Genomic DNA, 18,845 nt, shown 5'->3' with positions numbered 1-18,845 from the left:
GTCAGTCTCCTGTCACCGCATCAAGCGCTTGCCGGAGGTCGGCGATGATGTCGCCGGGATCCTCAAGTCCCACCGAAATGCGGACCATGTCCTCGCGCACGCCGGCCGCTGCCAGCGCTTCGGGACCAAGCTGGGCGTGCGTCGTGGAGGCCGGGTGGATGACGAGTGTACGGGCATCGCCCACATTGGCGAGATGCGAGGCCAGTCGGCAGCGCTCGATGAAACGCGCACCGGCCTCGCGTCCCCCCACGATCCCGAAACTCACCACCGATCCCGCCCCCCGGGGCAGCAGGTGCCGGGCCAGATCATGATCGTGATGGTCTTCACGTCGGGGATGGAGAACGTAGGCGACATTTCCGTGTTGCCCGAGAAAATCGAGCACGGCATCGGTATTGGCGACATGTCGGGACATTCTCAACGGCAAGGTTTCAAGCCCCTGAAGCAGGTAGAAGGCGTTCTGCGGCGACATACAGGCGCCGAAGTCGCGCAGTCCTTCGGCCCGTGCGCGCGCCGCGAAGGCCGAAGGGCCGAAGGTGTCAGCGAAGACGAGATGGCCATAGCCGGGACATGGCTCGCTCAAGGTGGGAAACCGGCCGCTGGCACGCCAGTCGAACCGGCCGCCATCGACCAGCACGCCGCCGATCGCTACGCCATGGCCTCCGATCCACTTGGTGGCCGAGTGCATGACGATATCCGCACCATGGTCGATAGGCTTCATCAGGCAGGGTGTGGCGAAGGTGTTGTCCACCAGCAACGGCACATCATGACGATGGGCAATGGCTGCCAGCGCGGGAATGTCCGCGACCTCCAGTCCGGGGTTGCCGAGCGTCTCCACCAACAGCAGCCTGACACGGCCCTCCATCGCCCTGTCGATGGCCTCATGATCGCGAACGTCGACAAACCGGGTTTCAATGCCGAAACGCGGAAGTGTCAATTTGAGGAGGTTGGCGCTGCCACCGTAGATATGGCGCGAGGCGACGATGCGGTCCCCGGCCCCCAGCAGAGTGGCGATCGCCAGATGCAGTGCCGCCTGGCCGCTGGCCGTGGCCACTGCCGCAACACCGTTTTCCAACGCCGCCATGCGTTCCTCGAAGGCCGAAACCGTCGGGTTGGAAATCCGCGAATAGATGTGTCCCGGCGTTTCGAGGTCGAACAGGGCCGCCGCCTCGTCCGTGCTTTCGAAGCAGAAGGAGGTCGTCTGGTAGATCGGTACCGCCCGGGCGCCGGTCGACGGATCGGGGCCACCTCCCGCATGCAGCGCCAGCGTGTCGGGATGGAGGAAACGCGGCCGGATCATGACATCTCCTGCTCGTCATCGGGATTTTCGATAACGGGCAATGCACCAGAGATCGGCGTCCTTGAAAAGCTCCAGTCCGCGTTTCGGCCTCAATCCTGGATATACACGGTGTTCGCCTGATTGCCGGCCGGCCCGCTGACAATCACGGTCACGACCTTGTTGGCCTGGGTTATCACATAGGGATTCCCCCCCGGCGCCGCGAGATTCATGCCGGAATCCGCACGGATCTCGACATCGGCCAATCCGGCCTTCATCACCCGCAGGCTGGTCGCCTCCATGCCGACCGGAACGAGACCCGCGGGGATGGTGACGAAGACCGGCGCCGCGCTGCCGCTGCTGACCCGCACCAGCTTGCCCAGATAACCCTGCGGCACCACCACGTTGCCCGCCGTCCAGTGCAGCCGTTCCGCGTGAGGCTCGATGGCGTCCGGAAGGATATGGCTGATATAAACGTCATCGTTGCCGCACAGGAGAAGCTCGACCATCTGGAACTGCTTCGAGATGGAAAGCTCGCCGTTGGTGGAACGCAGGTTCACCCCGCTGGCGGCGAAGGTCACCCTCCCCGTTCCCTGGCGGATGATCCACAGCCGCCGCGCACCGGCACCGGCGGGAACCAGTCCCGAAGGAATGGTAACGACCCGGTCGCTGGCATGATTGACGCGTATGACCTTGCCGAAATCGGCCGTGCCCAGCGTGAAGCTGATATTGCGTTCGCGCTCCGCCACGGCTCCGCGGGGAGCAGCGATCGCCGGATATTCCCCGCCGTTGATGCGGGCATAGAGCCCCGGCCCCAGATACCAGTCACCGGCGGACGGCATGGCCGACGCCGAGGCCGCATGATGGATGAGCCCGTCCACGGGGCGTGGCGGAACGGTCGTGCGCGCCGGCAACATCAGCGGATCATTGACCTGCACACGGGCGAGCTCGCCCTCAGGGGCATCCGTGCCATTGCCGAGTTCGAGGCGGACATCCTCAAGTTGCCGCGCCGGGTCGTCGGGATGGACGGTCCCGTTGGCGACGGTACGCGTCAGGCGGGTCGTCTCCATCGACCCCAGATCGATCCGCAGTCCATGATACGGTGCGTCCTGGCGAAGATGGCCATCGGCATCGGTTTGTGCCGCGCCACGGAAATTGCCGGTGACGAACAGGCTGTCGCGGTTGCGCGAGCGTAACTGGATCGACGGCTGGCCGTCGGAAGCCGCGATCCATGCCCCTTGGAAGAAGGCATCGCCATCCTGCGCGCGCGAGCCGTCGCCACTGATCCGGCCCACCGGCAACGGCCCGAGATTGTCGCAGCCGATGAAGTTCCTCTGGATCACCGAGCCTGGAAAGGTGGCATTGCTGTCGCGATAGGCCGTGGGACAATTGTGGACGATGCAGCCGATGAAGGTATTGGCCACACAGGCCCCGGCCACACCTCCGGCACTCCGCGAATATTCCTCGTAGGCAGTTTCCACCACCTCGATATTGCAGTCGATGAGACAGATCCGGGCGGCGTTCACCAGGCGAATGCCATAACTTCCGGGAAGGGCCGTGAGCCCGCCGCCCCCTTCGGGAGCATTCACCTGGATACGCCGCAGAGTCATGTTATTGCAAACATGGGCGCTTTCATTGGGTGCGCGCCCGTCGAGGAGTATGGCCGTGGTGCTGGCTCCTGCCAGCTTGATGGATATCTCGGCAAGGGTACTGTCGCCGAAATTCACGCCGTCCATCTGGGCGCGCCAGCGGATGCCATTGGCCTTGAGGGCATGTCCGCTGCCGCCGCCATAACCGGCATTGATCCCCTCGAACGCACATTCATTGGCATCGACCATGTCGATGCACCAGCCATCGGGATCGTCCTCACCGGATGCCGATCCCCCGAAGAAGCACAGATCGCGCCCGCGGAATTCGTGACCCATGACCCGGATGCCGCCATGCGCCATCCGGATTGTCACATGTTCCAGCGACGAACGGTTCCAGTTGGCATCGGCGGTCGGATCGACGCGGTTGCCCGCTTCGTTGCGCTCGAAACGGAAAGCCTGGCTGCCCTCCGCAAGGATGGTGGTTCCATCGCGGCCGACGCCAAGGATATGGCGGCGTGGCTTGACCGATACAACCGAGGCGAGCCGCCAGAGGCCGGCAGGCACCATGACCGACGCGTGGGAATCAAGTGCTTCCTGGAAGGCAGGTGCATCATCGGCGACGCCATCGCCAATGGCACCATAGTCCCGCACCGAGACAATCTCGTCGAGTTTGGCCGTCATGGTCCGCAGATGACCGGAGCGTCGGTAGGGAAGATCGCCAAGCCGGCCATTGCGGGCCTGATGCGTGCCACTTTTGGAAACAATCATCCGGTCGTCGGGATCGAGCACCGCCGCGGCCTGCAGTTCGTGAATCTGCCTGCTGCCCATCAACGGCCTCCCACCAGAATCTGTTCGCCGGTATCGCTGACAAGCTGATCACCATTGTCGGCAACCAGGAATTCGGAGGTGACCGGCGGTGGCGGAATGACGACATTCGTACGCCTGCGCGTGCCCGGCGTCAGGCGAAGACGGCCAAGGCCGATTCCAAGCGGGAGCGACATATCAGCTCCTCCCCATGATATAGGCCGTGCCGTCGGCTCCGGCAGCAATGAAGGCGACATGGGTTTCGCCCTTGCGCAGCGGGATATCGACGTAAACCCCGGGATAGAGGAACGGGCTGGCGCCGATCTCGGCAGTCACCGCGGCATCGCCGACATCGAAATGGCAAGCCTCGGTGGCAATGATCGTCAATACCTCGATGTCGCCCCTGATGGGCGATGAGTTGCGACTGCTGGTCGATGTGACGACGACGGCCTGAGTGGCCTGACGGGCGAATCCCAGGATCTGGACCGCCGTGCCATTGTCGTCATGCGGGAGCAGCATGCTCATGAGTGTCTCCGAAGGATAATAAAAGGAATTTATTCTTAAATCATAGAAATCAGACTGCGGTCAAGACAAATCTGGCATGACTCGGTCAACCTGCGTCGAAGCGTGCCACTGGCCTGAAGCACCGTTGATGGCGTATGCTTGACTCGGCACCCTGAACGATCTCGTATCAGATGGCCGGAGCGGGACGTGAACGGTCGGAAGAAGGACAATGCAGGAAGGACGCCGCCTCCTCATCTACAGTCATGACAGCTTCGGCCTGGGCCATCTGCGGCGCTGCCGCGCCATCGCTCATGACCTCGTGAACAAGTTTCGCGGTCTGTCGGTGCTCATCCTGTCGGGCTCGCCGATCATCGGCAGCTTCGATTTTCGCGCACGCGTCGATTTCATCCGGGTACCGGGCGTCATAAAGCTGCGCAATGGCGAATATACATCCCTGAAACTGCATATTGATACCGAGCGGACGCTGGCGATGCGCGCGTCGATCATTCACCATACGGCAGAAATCTTCGAGCCACACATGTTTCTGGTCGACAAGGAACCTCTGGGACTTCAGGGCGAGGTCGAGGAAACGCTGAGAATGCTGCGCAGCAGGGGAACGCGATGCGTTCTTGGCCTGCGCGACGTCATGGACGAGCCGAGGAGCCTGCTGGCGGAGTGGGAGCGCAAGGATGTCTTTCCCGCTCTGGAGAATCTCTACGATGACATATGGGTCTACGGACTTCCGGAAATCTTTGATCCGATCAGGGAAATCCCCGGAATGACACATTTGTCGCCCAAACTCAGCTTCACCGGCTACATCCGCCGCAGCGTCTCCGATCATGCCCACCTGTCGGCCGATTACAGCCTGCCGCAGGAGCCCTTCATCCTTGTCACCGCAGGTGGCGGAGGCGACGGTGAGGTACTCATCGACTGGGTGCTCCGTGCCTATGAGAGCGGTCATCCGCCGCCATACCCGGCATTGATGCTGTTCGGCCCGTTCATGCAGCTCGACGACAGGCTGGCGTTCCAGGAGCGGGTGAACCGGCTGCGCAATGTCCACTCGACCACCTTCGAATCGCAGGTCGAGGAACTGTACGAACGTGCCCTCGGTGTCGTCTCGATGGGGGGCTACAACACGTTCTGCGAGATCCTGTCCTTCGGCAAGCCGAGCCTGATCGTACCTCGCACCGTGCCGCGCCAGGAGCAGTTGCTGCGCGCCAGGCGTGCATCGATGCTGGGACTGGTGACCTGCCTTGAGGATGACGGGATCCGCGATGCAGCGATGATGGCCGAAGCGATCCGGGGCCTGGGGCGCCAGCGTCCGCTGAATCCGCAGCGCCTCGATACCATGCTCTCCGGTCTCGACACAATTTCGCACCTGAGCGCCCGATGGCTTGACGAATCCTTCACCGAGCCACGACGTGCCCGTGCAGGTGCCTAGCAGCGGAACCAACGATGAACCGCGGGTCGCCATTGTCCTCAAGGGTTATCCGCGGCTGTCCGAGACCTTCATCGCCCAGGAGATTCACGGTCTCGAACGCGCCGGTTTCGACATCGAGATCATCTCCCTGCGGCATCCCACCGATCCTGTCCGCCATGCCATCCACGAGCGGATCGAGGCGGGCGTGCTCTACCTGCCCGAATATCTGCATGAGGAGCCCCTGCGCGTCGTCAGGGCACTCCTCTGCCAGATGTCTCGTCCACGGTTCTGGTCGCTGCTTCCTCTATGGTGGAACGACTGGCGACACGATCCCACCCGCAACCGCCTGCGCCGGATCGGGCAGGCGCTGGTGATGGCCACCGAGATGCGGCCGGGAACCGGCCGCATCCATGCGCACTTCCTGCACACGCCCGGCTCGGTGGCGCGATATGCCGCCATGCTGCGACGGCTCCCCTTCAGTCTTTCCGCCCATGCCAAGGACATCTGGACCATTCCCGACCGGGAAATTCGCGAAAAGCTGACAGATGCACAATGGACGGTATGCTGCACGGCGATCAATACCGAACATCTGCGGCAGCTTGCACCCGCCGCTCATGTCGAACTGGTCTATCACGGGCTCGATCCGGCGGATGTGCCGGCCATCGAACGCACGCATCATCGCGATGGTCACGACGAAAACGATCCCTGCATCATCCTTTGCGTCGCCCGGGCGGTGGAGAAGAAGGGAATCGACATCCTGCTTGACGGGCTGACCGCCCTTCCCCCGCGTATTCACTGGAAATTCATCCATATCGGGGGCGGCAATGACCTTGAACGACTGAAGGCGCGGGCCGGGCAACTCGACCTTGCCGACCGGATCGACTGGCGAGGTGCGCGATCACGCGGCGAGGTCATGGCCGCGATGCAGGAGGCGGACATCTTCTGCCTGCCCGCACGCATTGCCGGCGACGGTGACCGGGACGGCCTGCCGAACGTCCTGCTCGAAGCGCTTTCGCAGGAACTGGCCGTCGTCACGACCGATGTCGGAGGCATCGGCGAACTGATCGAACACGGGGAAAACGGTATCATCATATCATCCCCGACAGGTGATGAACTCGGCAAGGTACTGGAACATATGGTTCGTCAACCGGAGGAACGCACACGCTTCGGGCAAGCCGGTCGGCAAAGGGTCGACCGACATTTTTCCGCCCAGGCCGGCATTGACAGGATCGCCCGCTTGTTGCGCGAGGACAGGTGATGCCCATCCGTATCGCCTTCCATGCGCCGATGAAGTCGCCCAATCATCCGGTCCCCTCCGGCGACCGCCGCATGGCCCGGGCCTTCATGAAGCTGCTGCGCGATCTGGGGCACGAGGTCGAACTGGCAACACCATTTCGCAGTTTCGAGCGGGAAGGCGACCATGCGCGCCAGATCGAAATCCGCGATGCCGCCCTCGCCGAGGCACGGCGAATGATCGAGGATTCGGCGTTTCGCCCCGACCTCTGGTTCACCTATCATGCCTATCACAAGGCCCCCGACTGGATCGGGCCGGGCGTGACACGGGCGATGGGCATTCCCTATGTCGTTGCCGAGGCATCCATTGCCGGCAAGCAGGCGGGCGGGCCATGGGCGTCGGGTCATGCGGCGACGCTGGAGGGGCTCACCCATGCAAGCCATCTGCTGGCCATGACCCGTGTCGATCTCGCCGGACTCGAACATCATCTGCCGGATGTGCCAGCGACACTATTCCCACCATTCCTCGATGCACGACGATATCATCTCGCAGCTGACCGCCGGCGCCTGGCCGCAATCCACACCATCGACCCGGACAAACAGTGGCTCATCGCCGTGGCGATGATGCGCGACGACGTGAAGCGCCAGTCGTTCGAGTTGCTGGCGGAGACCTTTGCACGACTTGAGAATGACAACGTGCAGCTACTGCTGGTCGGTGACGGCATTGCCCGCGCAGAGATCGAGCAGATGTTCGTACATATCGGCGACCGGGTACATTTCCTCGGAGAGCAGGAGCCCGACGAGGTCGCAACCCTGCTGGCATCCTGCGACCTGATGTTGTGGCCAGCCCTGCGCGAAGCCTATGGCATGGCGCTGCTCGAAGCCCAAGCCGCGGGCCTGCCGGTGGTGGCCTGCGATGAGGGCGGTGTCGGCGATGTGGTCAGCCATGGCGAAACCGGATTTCTGGTCAAGGGTCGCGATCCGGCACAACTTGCTGAAGCTGCAGAGTCACTGCTGGTTGATCATGCACGTCGCGAGATGTTTGCCAAAACCGCACGCAAACGGGCGTTCGATGTCCATGATGCAACGGTGGCGGCCTCGCGCCTTGCCGGAGTTCTGGCGACGGTGGCGAAGCGATGAGGCTCGTCATGCTGCGACACGGCCCCACCGACTGGAACCGCCTGCGGCTGTTGCAGGGACGGCAGGACCGGGCGCTGGATGAGAGGGGACGCAAGGAGGTCACGACATGGAGACTTCCGTCGGATGTCCTGCAACAGGACTGTCTCACCAGCCCGCTACGTCGCGCGGTGGAGACAGCCAGAATTCTGGGATATACGCAATCGGTCAACCATCCTGCGCTGATCGAGATGGACTGGGGAATGTTTGAAGGCCGGAACCTTCGAGACCTGCGCAACGAACTCGGTGAGGAGATGGTCCGCAACGAGGCACGCGGGCTGGATTTCCGTCCGCCGGGTGGTGAAAGCCCGAGGGAAGTTGCCACACGGTTTCATGCCCTCATCAAGGAATTCTGCCAATTGCCCAAGGATCGCGTTCTGGTTACACACAAGGGAGTTCGCCGTGCCGCCCTGGCCTTGGCCACAGGCTGGGACATGCTCGGCAAACCGCCCGTCAGGCTCGGCGATGACGATGCCCTTGTGCTCGACATCCGTCCCCATACCGCCACGTTCCTGTCGGCCAGTCCGATGGCAATGCGATGACGCCCGCCCAGGTTCTCATATGGACACAACACCTGCTCGGCACCGGCCATCTGCACCGCAGTCTGCGGCTCGCCAGTGCCATCGCCGATCAGGGGCCACACGTCACGGTCATGAGCGGCGGACCGGCCCTCCCGGTCGAGCCCTGTCACAATGTTGCCGTGGAGCAACTGCCAGCGTTGCAGACAAGCGACACAGCATTCAGCGAACTGCTCGACACCACGGGACATCCAGCATCTGAGGCTATTTGGCAGGAGCGGGCAACAAGGATCGCCGCACTGCTGAACAAGCGACCGGCCGATCTCATCATTACCGAGATGTTCCCCTTCGGACGAAAGGCGTTCCGACGGGAAATCGAGGCAATGCTGACGGTTGCCCGGCGCATCAGGCCGAACGTGCGGGTTCTGGCATCAGTGCGCGACATTCTCGTCAGCAAGAATGATGTCGAACGATATCGCTGGTGCGTGGAATGGATCCACGCTCACTATGATGACGTGCTGGTTCATGGCGACCCGGAGTTTATCGCCTTTGCGGAAAGTTTCCCGCTTTCAGGCGAAATTGCCGATCGTCTGTTCCACACCGGTTACATTGCCCAGCCCATGGATCGCCAACCGAACGGGCGCAAAGGCGTGATCGTCTCGGCAGGCGGTGGTGCGGTCGGAGCGTCACTGATCGAAACCGCACTCGGCCATGCCATGGACACAGGCCCGGTGAACGGCCCCTGGACGCTGATCGCGGGCCATCGCGTCGAACCGCAACGCCTCGATGGCTGGCGCCGGCAAGCCCCCGCCCATGTCACCATCAAGCGCCATGTCCAGGACCTGCCCAAGCGGATCGGGCGCGCCGTACTCTCCATTTCCCAAGCTGGCTACAATACCATTGCGGAGACGATATCCCTGCGGACACCAATGCTTCTCGTGCCGTTCGAAACGGAAAGCGAGGATGAACAGCTTCGCCGCGCAATGGCAGTCGAACGCGCCGGCTTCGGCGTCGTCCTGCGCGAAGCGGATCTCACTGCAACCACCTTCGCCGAGGCAGTCGAACGTGCCCGCCGGTTGCGACCGGATTCCCCCCCGCCCCGGACCGATGGCGCACAACGCGGCGCCCGGCGCATCATGGAATGGCTGGCACGGTGAGACCCCCGACGCTCGACGAAGCGATGCAAAGGCTGGACGACTGCATCGAGATATCATCGGCACCCGTACGGATATGGATCAGGGATGACGATGCCGGTGGCATGACATTGCCGCTCGCCAGCCTTCTCGACATCTGCCGGAATGCGCAGGTGCCCGTGGCCCTCGCCGTGATTCCTGCAAAGCTGGAACCATCGCTGGCCGTTGAACTTCGCCCCTATCCGTTCGTCACCGTCATGCAGCACGGTTTCAGCCACACGAGCAACGCAATGCCGGGCCGGAAGAAGATCGAGCTGGGCGGCATGCTCACGGCGGACAAGGTGATCGGGCTCCTTGCCGATGGCCGCTCGGTACTGGAACATCGAATGCCGGATCGGCTCGTCCCGGTTCTTGTCCCACCGTGGAACAGGATCGACGACGATGTCATTCCGCAACTGACTGAACTCGGCTTTTGCGGATTATCGACGTTTGCCGATGATCAGCGCGGGAAGCCCTTCGGACTGGTCCACATCAATACCCATGTCGACCCGATCGCCTGGCGTGACGACCGATCATTCGATACCCCCGCAGCCCTGATCGTCAAACTCACCGAAGCCATCCGCACGGCCGCCGGCGCGCCGATCGGGATGTTGACGCATCATCTGGACATGGGCGAAGCTGCATTCGAGACGTTGACGATGGTTGTCGGCGCACTCAGGAGGCACACAAAGGTGGAATGGCTGCACCCGGCCGAAATGTTCACGGTGAAACCGTGAACACGTCGCCCCCCATCCTCTCCCTGCGCGATCTCGAAGTGGATTTCGCGGCAGATGAGGGCACGGTGGCTGCCGTGCGCGGTGTCAGCTTCGATGTGGGCCGCAACCGCACGGTTGCCCTGGTTGGTGAAAGCGGCTCGGGCAAGACCGTGATCTCCCACGCCATTTTGGGGATCCTGCCAAGGAACGCCAGAATCGGCAATGGCCAGATCCTGTTCGACGATCCGGCGACCGATCGCCCCGCCATCGATCTTGCCGGCATTCCCGACGACGATCCCCGCCGGCGCTCCATCCGGGGTGGCCGGATCTCGATCATCTTCCAGGAGCCGATGAGTTCGCTGTCACCCTTGCATACCATCGGCGACCAGATCGGCGAAGCATTCCGCCTGCATATCGATCCCAGCCCCGAGAAGGCCCGGGTCGAAACGGTGGCCATGCTCGAACGGGTCGGCTTCCCCGATCCCCAGCGGGCCTTTTCGACCTACCCGTTCGAGCTCTCAGGCGGTCTTCGCCAACGGGCAATGATCGCCATGGCACTGATCTGCCGTCCCGCATTGCTGATCGCCGATGAGCCTACCACGGCACTGGATGTCACCGTCCAGGCACAGATCCTCAAGCTGCTGCAGGACCTGAAGGCCGGGCTCGGCATGTCGATCCTGTTCATCACGCACGATCTCGGCGTGGTTGCCAACATCGCTGACGACGTCATCGTCATGTACCGGGGCCGGTTGATGGAAACGGGCTCCACGGCCGACGTGCTGGCATCGCCGGGGCATCCCTATGTCAAAGCGCTCATGCACGCGGTCCCGACCCTCCACATGGACCCGAACGAGCGGTTGACGACTTTGAGGCCCACTCCGGACGTCCCGGCGAGCCTCGCGGATTGCCGGCCCAACATCGCCACAGGCGGCCCCATTCTCGAAGTTCGCGGACTGACGAAGATCTTCACGCTGCGCCACGGTCTCCGTGGCACGGCGGAACATTTCAAGGCCGTCGACGATGTCTCGTTCACCATCGAGCGCGGCGAGTGCTTTGCCATCGTCGGCGAGAGCGGATCGGGCAAGACCACGGTGAGCAAGCTGATCATGCGCGGTCTCAAGGCGGACGGCGGCAGCATCTGCTTCCATGGTGCCGATGGCGAGATCGACGTGCTCGCCCTGAGCGAAAGCCAGCTCCTGCCCTTCCGCCGCTCGATCCAGTACATGTTCCAGGATCCGTTCGGCTCGCTCAATCCGCGAATGACAATCCTGGACATCGTTACCGAACCGCTGGTCATCCATAACATCGGAACACCGGAGGAACGGGTCGAACGTGCCATGGACCTGATGGCCGCAGTCGGCCTTGACGCCCGCCATCTGCGCCGTTACCCGCACAGTTTCTCGGGCGGCCAGAGACAGAGGATTGGCATTGCCAGGGCGCTGGCCCTGCAGCCCGAGTTGCTGATCTGCGACGAGCCGGTATCGGCACTCGACGTATCGGTGCAGGCGCAAATCCTCAACCTGTTGAAGGACCTGCAGCGCGAGCTTGGCCTGACTTATCTCTTTGTCTCGCACAATCTGGCCGTTGTCCGGTATCTTGCCCAGACGGTGGGTGTCATGTGCCGCGGACGGATGGTGGAGATCGCGCGAACCGGGGAGCTGTTCGCCAACCCGAGACATCCCTACACCAAGACGCTCCTCGCCGCGGTACCGGAACCCGACCTGAACAATCTGCTCGATTTCGACCGTGTCGCCGAGGATCAGACCTCACAACCTTCCACGTGGCCGGCACCCTTTACCTTGCATGACGGTTCGGGGAAGCTGGAGCAAGTGGGCGGACACCATTGGGTCAGGATTGAATCATGAACAAGCGGTATCTGAGTGGACTCGTCATCATCTCCGTGCTGGGCGTCGGTCTGCCGGGCGCATCGTCACGTGCGGAGCCGCCTGCCGAGCCGATGGTGATCGACGACATGCCGGAGATCGGCAAGCCGGGCGGCCAGATCCGTACGCTGATCAACCGCGAAAAGGATGTCCGGCTGCTCTATGTCTATGGCCATGCGCGTGTCGTCGGATACAATCCGAAACTCGAACTGGTCCCCGACATCGCGGCGGAATACAAGGTCGAGGAAGGCCGCATCTTCACCTTTCGCCTGCGCAAGGGACACAAGTGGTCCGACGGTCAACCTCTGACGTCAGAAGATTTTCGCTTCTACTTCGAGGATATCGCCGGCGATCCGGAGCTGTCGCCCACCGGTCTGCCCATCGAGCTCGTGGTGGATGGAGAAACGCCCCAGTTCGAGGTGATTGACGACGAGACCTTCCGCTACACCTGGTCAAGGCCCAATCCGTATTTCCTTTCCCAACTGGCGGCCGCCTCGCCCTTGTTCATTTATGCGCCGGCCCACTATCTCAAGCAGTTTCACAAGAAATATGTGGATGAAGCGAAGCTGGGCGAACTCGTCAAACGGGACAATGCGCGAGACTGGGTGCAGCTGTTCATGCGCCGCGACCGCATGAACAAGTTCGACAATCCCGACCTGCCGACCCTCCAGCCCTGGATGCTGACGACCACTCCACCGGCCGACCGGTTCATAGCCGTGCGCAATCCCTATTATCACCGGGTCGACAGCGATGGACAACAACTGCCCTATGTCGACAGGCTCATCCTCGACGTGGTCGACAGCAAGCTCATTGCGGTAAAGACCGGTGAAGGCGAGACCGATCTGCAGAGTCGGGGATTGTCATTTCAGGATGCTACATTTCTCAAGCAGAACGAGGAACGCAGCCACCTGAACATTCGCCTGTGGCCTGAGGCGCGCGGCGCTCATCTGGCTCTCTATCCCAACCTGAACGCGGCCGACGATACCTGGCGCAAGCTGTTTCGCGACAAGCGCTTCCGTGAGGCCCTGTCAATCGGGATCGATCGCGATGCCATCAGCCAATACCTGTATTTCGGCCTCGCGACTCCGGCCAACAACACGGTCCTGCCTGACAGCCCGCTTTACACGCAGCAGATAGGCGAGGCATGTCTCGGCCATGACATCGACAAGGCCAATGCCCTTCTCGATGAGCTTGGGCTCGACAAGCGCAACGACGACGACGTGCGACTGCTACCGGATGGCCGGCCGCTGGAGCTGATTGTCGAGACCGCCGGCGAGGACAACGAGCAATCCGATGTGCTGGAACTGGTGCGTGGCAACTGGGCCGCAATCGGCTTTCGCATCCACACCAAGCCGTCCGAACGGGAAGTCCTTCGCAACCGTGTCTTCTCCGGCGAAGCCCTGATGACGATCTGGTATGGAATAGAGAACGGCGTTCCGACAGCCGAACAGAGCCCCAAGGAATTCGTGCCGATCAATCAGTACGACCAGCCGCAATGGCCGAAATGGGGGCAATATTACGAAACGAAGGGCAGCGCCGGCGAAGCACCCGACCTGCCCGAGGCGAAAAAGCTGCTCGAACTGTTTCACGAATGGGAGGAAGCGACGGGGCCGGATGCACAAAAGCAGGTCTGGGAACAGATCCTCCAGACCTATTCTTCCCAGTGCTACACCATTGGCCTGGTGGCCAATGTCCTGCAACCGATAGCCGTGCGCGACACCATTCACAATGTGCCAGAAGAAGGCGTCTACAACTGGGAGCCGCATGCCCAGATAGGCGTTTATCGTCCCGACACATTCTGGATATCGAACTGATACCAGACTGGGAAACGGTATCGCCAGCTTACATCACCGAGTCAGCACATTTCCTCATCCAGAAACTGGCCTCAAATGCACCTTGCGGGAACGGCAGGCGTCCAAGTACCGGTGCCAGGGCCATGAGCCTGGGATTGCGTGACACGAACTGGCTGGCAAACAGTGGTTCATAGGCGCCGGACTGCAACAAGGCTGCCAGCAGGAGCTGCTCGTTGTAGCCACGCCAGGTCCATTTTTCGGGATAGGCCCAAGGCAGGAAAATGTCATGCACGTGGATAAGACAGCCAGCTCCCAATGCCGGCAGTATCGTATTGAAAAGAATGTCGACATCGCTGCCGGGCACCGCCACGTGGCTGCTGTCGATGAACAACACCTGCCCTTCTCCCAGATCGGAGAATATCTCCCGGGGAGCCTCCGACAACAGCGCGCGATGATGAGTAACGGGCAATGCTTCAATCACGGCACGCGGTGCCGGGTCGATACAGATCAACTCGCAATCCAGATTTCCATCGGCAATCGCCCGGACCATGGCGCGGGTCGAATGCCCTGACCCAATCTCGACGATCCGATCGGGGCGGTACCGGCGAATGACTGCATAGGCCGCAGCCAGATCAAGGCGCGGGAACCAGTCCTGCTCGAAGCGCGGCGCCGGCGCATCCCCGCCGAATCGGGAGAAGTCCTCAGCATGACCTTCAATCGCGTGGAGGATGCCCTCCATTGCGTTCCCATGGAGGTTGAACAGATTCGCAAATGCGGGATAATCGATCGATCGAATGGTGTCGGCATGGCGATAGGGAATGAAAATCCCACGCTCGGCGATGCCTGAAAGGGTTTGCATCCCCAGCCAAAGCCGGCGCAGTGTCCTTTCCGTCGGCGCTTTCATTGTCGATAGATCCACCATGGCGTTTGAAATCCAGTTGCGCCCGGCAACCTGCTCCGGCCGATCGCCCGTTCCCCCTCACCGCGGTCGACGAATCATGTCCGCACCGACGGAGATCTAAAGTTCGAGAATCAAACCTTCGCGTGCAACGAACGAGCCGGGCAGGCTCTTTTCAAGCCCGGTTGCAATTTCATCGAGTCGTGCATCATCATTGTCGGGTTCATGGTGAAAGGTCACAAGACGTTTCACCGACGCAGCCTCGCACAAGCGAATGCCTTCCTGCCATGTCGAATGCCCCCACCCGATGAAACTATCAAAATTCTCATCGGTGTAGGTGCAATCATAGACCATGAACTCGCACCCCTTGATAAACTCGACGATCCCGCCATCAAGCTTGCCCGGGACATGCTCGGTATCGGTCACAATGGCCGCCGCTCGGTCATCGAACTCGATGCGATAGGCCGTCGCTCCACCGGGATGGTTCAAGGGCATGGTCGAGAGCGTGATGCCCTCGAACGGCTGAAGGACTTCCCCGGCATGGAAGTCATGAAAATGCCAGCACGCCCGAAGGCCGGTAAGGGGAATCGGGAAGAATGGAGGAGCCATCATCTGGCTGAGGACAGGTTTGATCGTCTGGCCTTTCGCCTTCAGGTGCCCCGCCCAGAGCGAAAAGCAGTTCTCGCGACCATAGGCCGGACGGAAGAAGGGCAACCCGTTGACGTGATCGAAGTGGGTATGGGTGAGGAAGATATGGGCATCGATCCTGCCCCCCTCCCGCGCGTAGTGCTTACCCAGTTCGCGAATACCTGTCCCGGCATCGAAGATCAGGCGCCTCGATCCACACAAGACCTCGATGCACGGTGTATTCCCGCCATATCGAAGCGTTTCCGGCCCCGGGCAGGGAATGGTTCCACGGACGCCCCAGAACCGGAACTCGAAACGCTGACCGGATCCCGCCCGTCCTCTTCGAACGGAGACACGTTCGACCGGCGAGCTCAAATGAGCCCCCTGTCTGCTCGTTGGCAGGCAAAACGATCCGGACAAATAACTGTCACGACGCCCTGCGCACCCAACGGGAGTATTGGTGCCAGCGGGGTTCCCGATGTCGAAGGGCGTGGGCGGAACGCCTGATCTCCGAACCGGGGATCCATCCGCCGGTAACGATGGTATCACCTCTCATTTACAGCGCTCGGCAGTGGTAAAACGCACAATTCGAACGAAAGGGATGGGATTCACTGACAACATATCCCTTCGAGATGCACAAAGCCCGAAACAGAGGTGGAGATCAAGACGGCTGTTCGCGCAAAAGCGAATTCCTTCCCTATCCAGTATCCCCATGCACGGAAACGGTCGAGCGAACCAACCGTCGTTTCCCCGGAAGCGGACGCTCCCCTTACCCGGAACATCGCTCGACGAAAAAATTGCCCAAGACCATATTCCCGCGATTTGCAGGTCATGAGGTGGTTGTGCTTGCCGGTTGTGGCATTAGTATCCAGCCGAGCAGTCAAACTGTCGGTTCCATACGGCCGCATGCGCCATGGCGCCGGCTATGCAGGGGAGCAACTCAATGTCGAAATTCGGTGTCGGTCAACCCATTCGTCGTGTCGAAGATATACGACTGGTAACGGGCCACGGTCGTTATACGGATGATATCAGCATGCCCGGCCAGGCGCATGGTTTCGTCCTTCGCTCACCGGTCGCTCATGCGCGTATCCGTTCCATTGACACGTCGACTGCTCTAGCCCAACCGGGAGTGCTGGGCATTTACACGGGCCAGGACCTCGATGCACAGGTCCCGTGCCTGATCGAGAACAACCCCAAGACGGGAGTTGCACGCAACGATGCACCGCATCCGGTGCTCTGCCGCGACAAGGTGTGCTATGTTGGTGACAACATCGCTTTCGTGGTCGCGGAAACACTGGCACAGGCCCGCGATGCAGCCGAGTTGATCGAAGTCGATTTTGATGAGTTGCCGGCTGTCGTGAACACCCACGATGCAGCCGATAGCGGTCAGCCCCAGGTTCACGACTCCGCCCCCGGCAATGTCGCCTTCAACTGGCACATCGGCAACAAGGACGAAACGGATGCGGCGTTCAGCTCCGCAAGCCATGTAACGAAGGTCGAACTCATCAACAACCGGCTGATCTGCAATGCGATGGAACCTCGTGCAGCCGTCGCGGAGTTCGATGCGAAATCCGGCAAGCTCACGGTCCATACCTGCACCCAGGGCGGCTGGGCGTTCAAGGATGCACTGGCCGACAATCTCGGCATGGAAAGCGAGAATGTCCGGGTTCTGACGCCGGATGTCGGCGGCGGGTTCGGCATGAAGGCCATGTTCTACGCCGAATATACCATGGCAGCCTACGCCGCAAAGAGACTCGGACGTGCGGTACGCTGGACGGCCGAACGTTCGGAGGGCTTCCTCTCCGACACGATGGGGCGGGACCATGTCACCGTAGCCGAGCTTGCCTTCGATGCGAACAAGCGCATCACCGGCATGCGGGTGCACACAACGGCCAACATGGGTGCCTATTACTACTTCTTCGCCCCGTTCATCCCGACGGGTGCCGCGGCCAAGGTCCTGCCCGGTGTCTATGACATTCCCAAGATCAGCTATACGGTACTTGGTGTCTTCACCAATACGGTGCCTGTCGACGCCTATCGTGGGGCCGGGCGTCCCGAGTCGATCTATTGCGTGGAGCGCCTGATCGACAAGGCCGCCCGCGAGATGGGCATGGACCCGAGCGAACTGCGGCGGATCAATTTCATCAAGCCCGACCAGATGCCCTATCGCACCTCGGTTGGCGAAGTATACGACTCGGGAGAATTCGCTCGGGTGATGGATGCGTGCATGGAAAAGTCCGGATATGGCAGCTTGTCCCAGCGCAGGAGCGAGGCCGAGGCACGCGGCAAGAAGCGCGGTATCGGCATGTGCTACTATATCGAGTCGACGATGGGCGACCCTTCGGAAACGGCCAAGGTCGAGTTCGGTGCCGATGGTACCGTTTCGGTGCTTGTAGGTACCCAGTCCAATGGCCAGGGTCACGAGACGGCCTATGCCCAGGTTCTGCACTCCCGCCTGCATGTGCCCTTCGAGAACATTCGCATCGTACAGGGTGATACCGACCGGATCAGGGGTGGCGGTGGCACCGGTGGCTCACGCTCCCTTACCGCGCAGGGCATGGCGATCAATGACGCCTCCGACGTCATCATAGAGCGCGGCAAGGCGTTTGCCGCCCAGCATTTCGAGGCGGCCACCGCCGACATCCAGTTCCACGAGGGCACGTTCAGCGTTGCCGGTACCGACCGCAGGATCGATATCATGGAGCTTGCCGACAAGGCACGTTCCATGGTCGTGGAAGGGATGGAAGGCGATGGCCTTGACGCCGAGGCGACGACTGTTCTCGACGCATGGACCTTCCCAAACGGCTGCCATATTGCCGAGGTCGAAATCGACCCCGTGACCGGAACCACCGAAGTGGTCAATTACCAGATTGTCGACGATTTCGGCACCATCGTGAATCCGCTGCTCGTCGAAGGTCAGGTTCATGGCGGCGTCGTTCAGGGCATCGGTCAGGCACTCATGGAGCACGTGGTCTATGATGCCAGCGGGCAACTTCTGTCGGGTTCGTTCATGGATTACACCATGCCTCGCGCCGACATTTTGCCGAGCTTCAAGTTCTCGACCATCGAAGTGCCATGCAAGAACAATGCCATGGGCGTGAAAGGCTGTGGCGAGGCCGGTTCCGTCGGATCATGCGCCGCGATCATCAACGCTGTCGTCGACGCCCTGGGCGTTGAGCATGTCGACATGCCGGCGACCCCGCAGAAGGTCTGGCAGATCGTGTCGAAGGCTGCCTGAA

The 18,845-nt window shown here is 61.5% G+C and carries 15 protein-coding genes; 9 read left to right on the top strand and 6 right to left on the bottom strand.

The genetic code is table 11. The annotated features are described in order from the left end of the window. Position 1 precedes the first annotated feature (1 nt). The 4 genes from H6851_09035 to H6851_09020 form a co-directional block, all read right to left on the bottom strand. Positions 2 to 1,297: an O-acetylhomoserine aminocarboxypropyltransferase gene (locus tag H6851_09035; GenBank protein ID MCB9943747.1), complete on the bottom strand. Its 1,296-nt coding sequence runs from the start codon at positions 1,295 to 1,297 to the stop codon at positions 2 to 4. 89 nt (positions 1,298 to 1,386) lie between these two features. Beyond that, entirely contained in the window at positions 1,387 to 3,690 is a 2,304-nt protein-coding gene (locus tag H6851_09030; protein MCB9943746.1) for a hypothetical protein, read from the bottom strand. After that, entirely contained in the window at positions 3,690 to 3,863 is a 174-nt protein-coding gene (locus tag H6851_09025; protein MCB9943745.1) for a hypothetical protein, read from the bottom strand. Before H6851_09025 ends, H6851_09030 begins: the two co-directional genes overlap by 1 nt. 1 nt (position 3,864) lies before the next feature. Then, on the bottom strand, positions 3,865 to 4,191 hold the full coding sequence (locus H6851_09020; GenBank protein MCB9943744.1) for a hypothetical protein: 327 nt from the start codon (positions 4,189 to 4,191) through the stop codon (positions 3,865 to 3,867). Positions 4,192 to 4,399: 208 nt separating this feature from the next. Between H6851_09020 and H6851_09015 the strand changes: the two genes are divergently transcribed. The 8 genes from H6851_09015 to H6851_08980 are packed head-to-tail and all read left to right on the top strand — an operon-like array spanning position 4,400 to position 14,102. Then, positions 4,400 to 5,611 carry a hypothetical protein gene (locus tag H6851_09015; GenBank protein MCB9943743.1) on the top strand — a complete coding sequence of 404 codons (1,212 nt, stop codon included), beginning with the start codon at positions 4,400 to 4,402 and terminating at the stop codon, positions 5,609 to 5,611. Then, positions 5,604 to 6,848 carry a glycosyltransferase family 4 protein gene (locus tag H6851_09010; GenBank protein MCB9943742.1) on the top strand — a complete coding sequence of 415 codons (1,245 nt, stop codon included), beginning with the start codon at positions 5,604 to 5,606 and terminating at the stop codon, positions 6,846 to 6,848. The genes H6851_09015 and H6851_09010 overlap by 8 nt, the downstream gene beginning before the upstream one ends. Then, positions 6,848 to 7,963: a glycosyltransferase family 4 protein gene (locus tag H6851_09005; GenBank protein MCB9943741.1), complete on the top strand. Its 1,116-nt coding sequence runs from the start codon at positions 6,848 to 6,850 to the stop codon at positions 7,961 to 7,963. The genes H6851_09010 and H6851_09005 overlap by 1 nt, the downstream gene beginning before the upstream one ends. Before the next feature lie 8 nt (positions 7,964 to 7,971). Further along, positions 7,972 to 8,541, top strand: a complete 570-nt coding sequence (locus H6851_09000) for a histidine phosphatase family protein (GenBank protein MCB9943740.1) — start codon at positions 7,972 to 7,974, stop codon at positions 8,539 to 8,541. Next, positions 8,538 to 9,674, top strand: a complete 1,137-nt coding sequence (locus H6851_08995; protein ID MCB9943739.1) for a hypothetical protein — start codon at positions 8,538 to 8,540, stop codon at positions 9,672 to 9,674. Before H6851_09000 ends, H6851_08995 begins: the two co-directional genes overlap by 4 nt. After that, positions 9,671 to 10,426: a polysaccharide deacetylase family protein gene (locus H6851_08990; GenBank protein ID MCB9943738.1), complete on the top strand. Its 756-nt coding sequence runs from the start codon at positions 9,671 to 9,673 to the stop codon at positions 10,424 to 10,426. The genes H6851_08995 and H6851_08990 overlap by 4 nt, the downstream gene beginning before the upstream one ends. Next, positions 10,387 to 12,270, top strand: a complete 1,884-nt coding sequence (locus H6851_08985) for an ABC transporter ATP-binding protein (GenBank protein ID MCB9943737.1) — start codon at positions 10,387 to 10,389, stop codon at positions 12,268 to 12,270. Before H6851_08990 ends, H6851_08985 begins: the two co-directional genes overlap by 40 nt. Further along, positions 12,267 to 14,102 (top strand): ABC transporter substrate-binding protein, encoded by a 1,836-nt coding sequence (locus tag H6851_08980; protein ID MCB9943736.1) that lies wholly within the window; start codon positions 12,267 to 12,269, stop codon positions 14,100 to 14,102. The genes H6851_08985 and H6851_08980 overlap by 4 nt, the downstream gene beginning before the upstream one ends. Positions 14,103 to 14,130: 28 nt before the next feature. Here the strand turns inward: H6851_08980 and H6851_08975 are convergent, their stop codons facing one another. Next, entirely contained in the window at positions 14,131 to 14,985 is an 855-nt protein-coding gene (locus H6851_08975; GenBank protein MCB9943735.1) for a class I SAM-dependent methyltransferase, read from the bottom strand. Between the two features lie 114 nt (positions 14,986 to 15,099). Beyond that, positions 15,100 to 15,981, bottom strand: coding sequence for an MBL fold metallo-hydrolase (locus H6851_08970; protein MCB9943734.1), 882 nt, complete (start codon positions 15,979 to 15,981; stop codon positions 15,100 to 15,102). Between the two features lie 568 nt (positions 15,982 to 16,549). On the opposite strand from H6851_08970, the gene H6851_08965 reads away from it, so the two are divergent. Then, on the top strand, positions 16,550 to 18,844 hold the full coding sequence (locus H6851_08965) for a xanthine dehydrogenase family protein molybdopterin-binding subunit (protein MCB9943733.1): 2,295 nt from the start codon (positions 16,550 to 16,552) through the stop codon (positions 18,842 to 18,844). The last annotated feature ends 1 nt before the right edge of the window (position 18,845 follow it).

The sequence above is a fragment of the Geminicoccaceae bacterium genome, assembly GCA_020638465.1.
In the GTDB taxonomy this organism is placed as follows: domain Bacteria; phylum Pseudomonadota; class Alphaproteobacteria; order Geminicoccales; family Geminicoccaceae; genus JAGREO01.
This window is presented reverse-complemented; position numbering and strand designations above follow the sequence as displayed.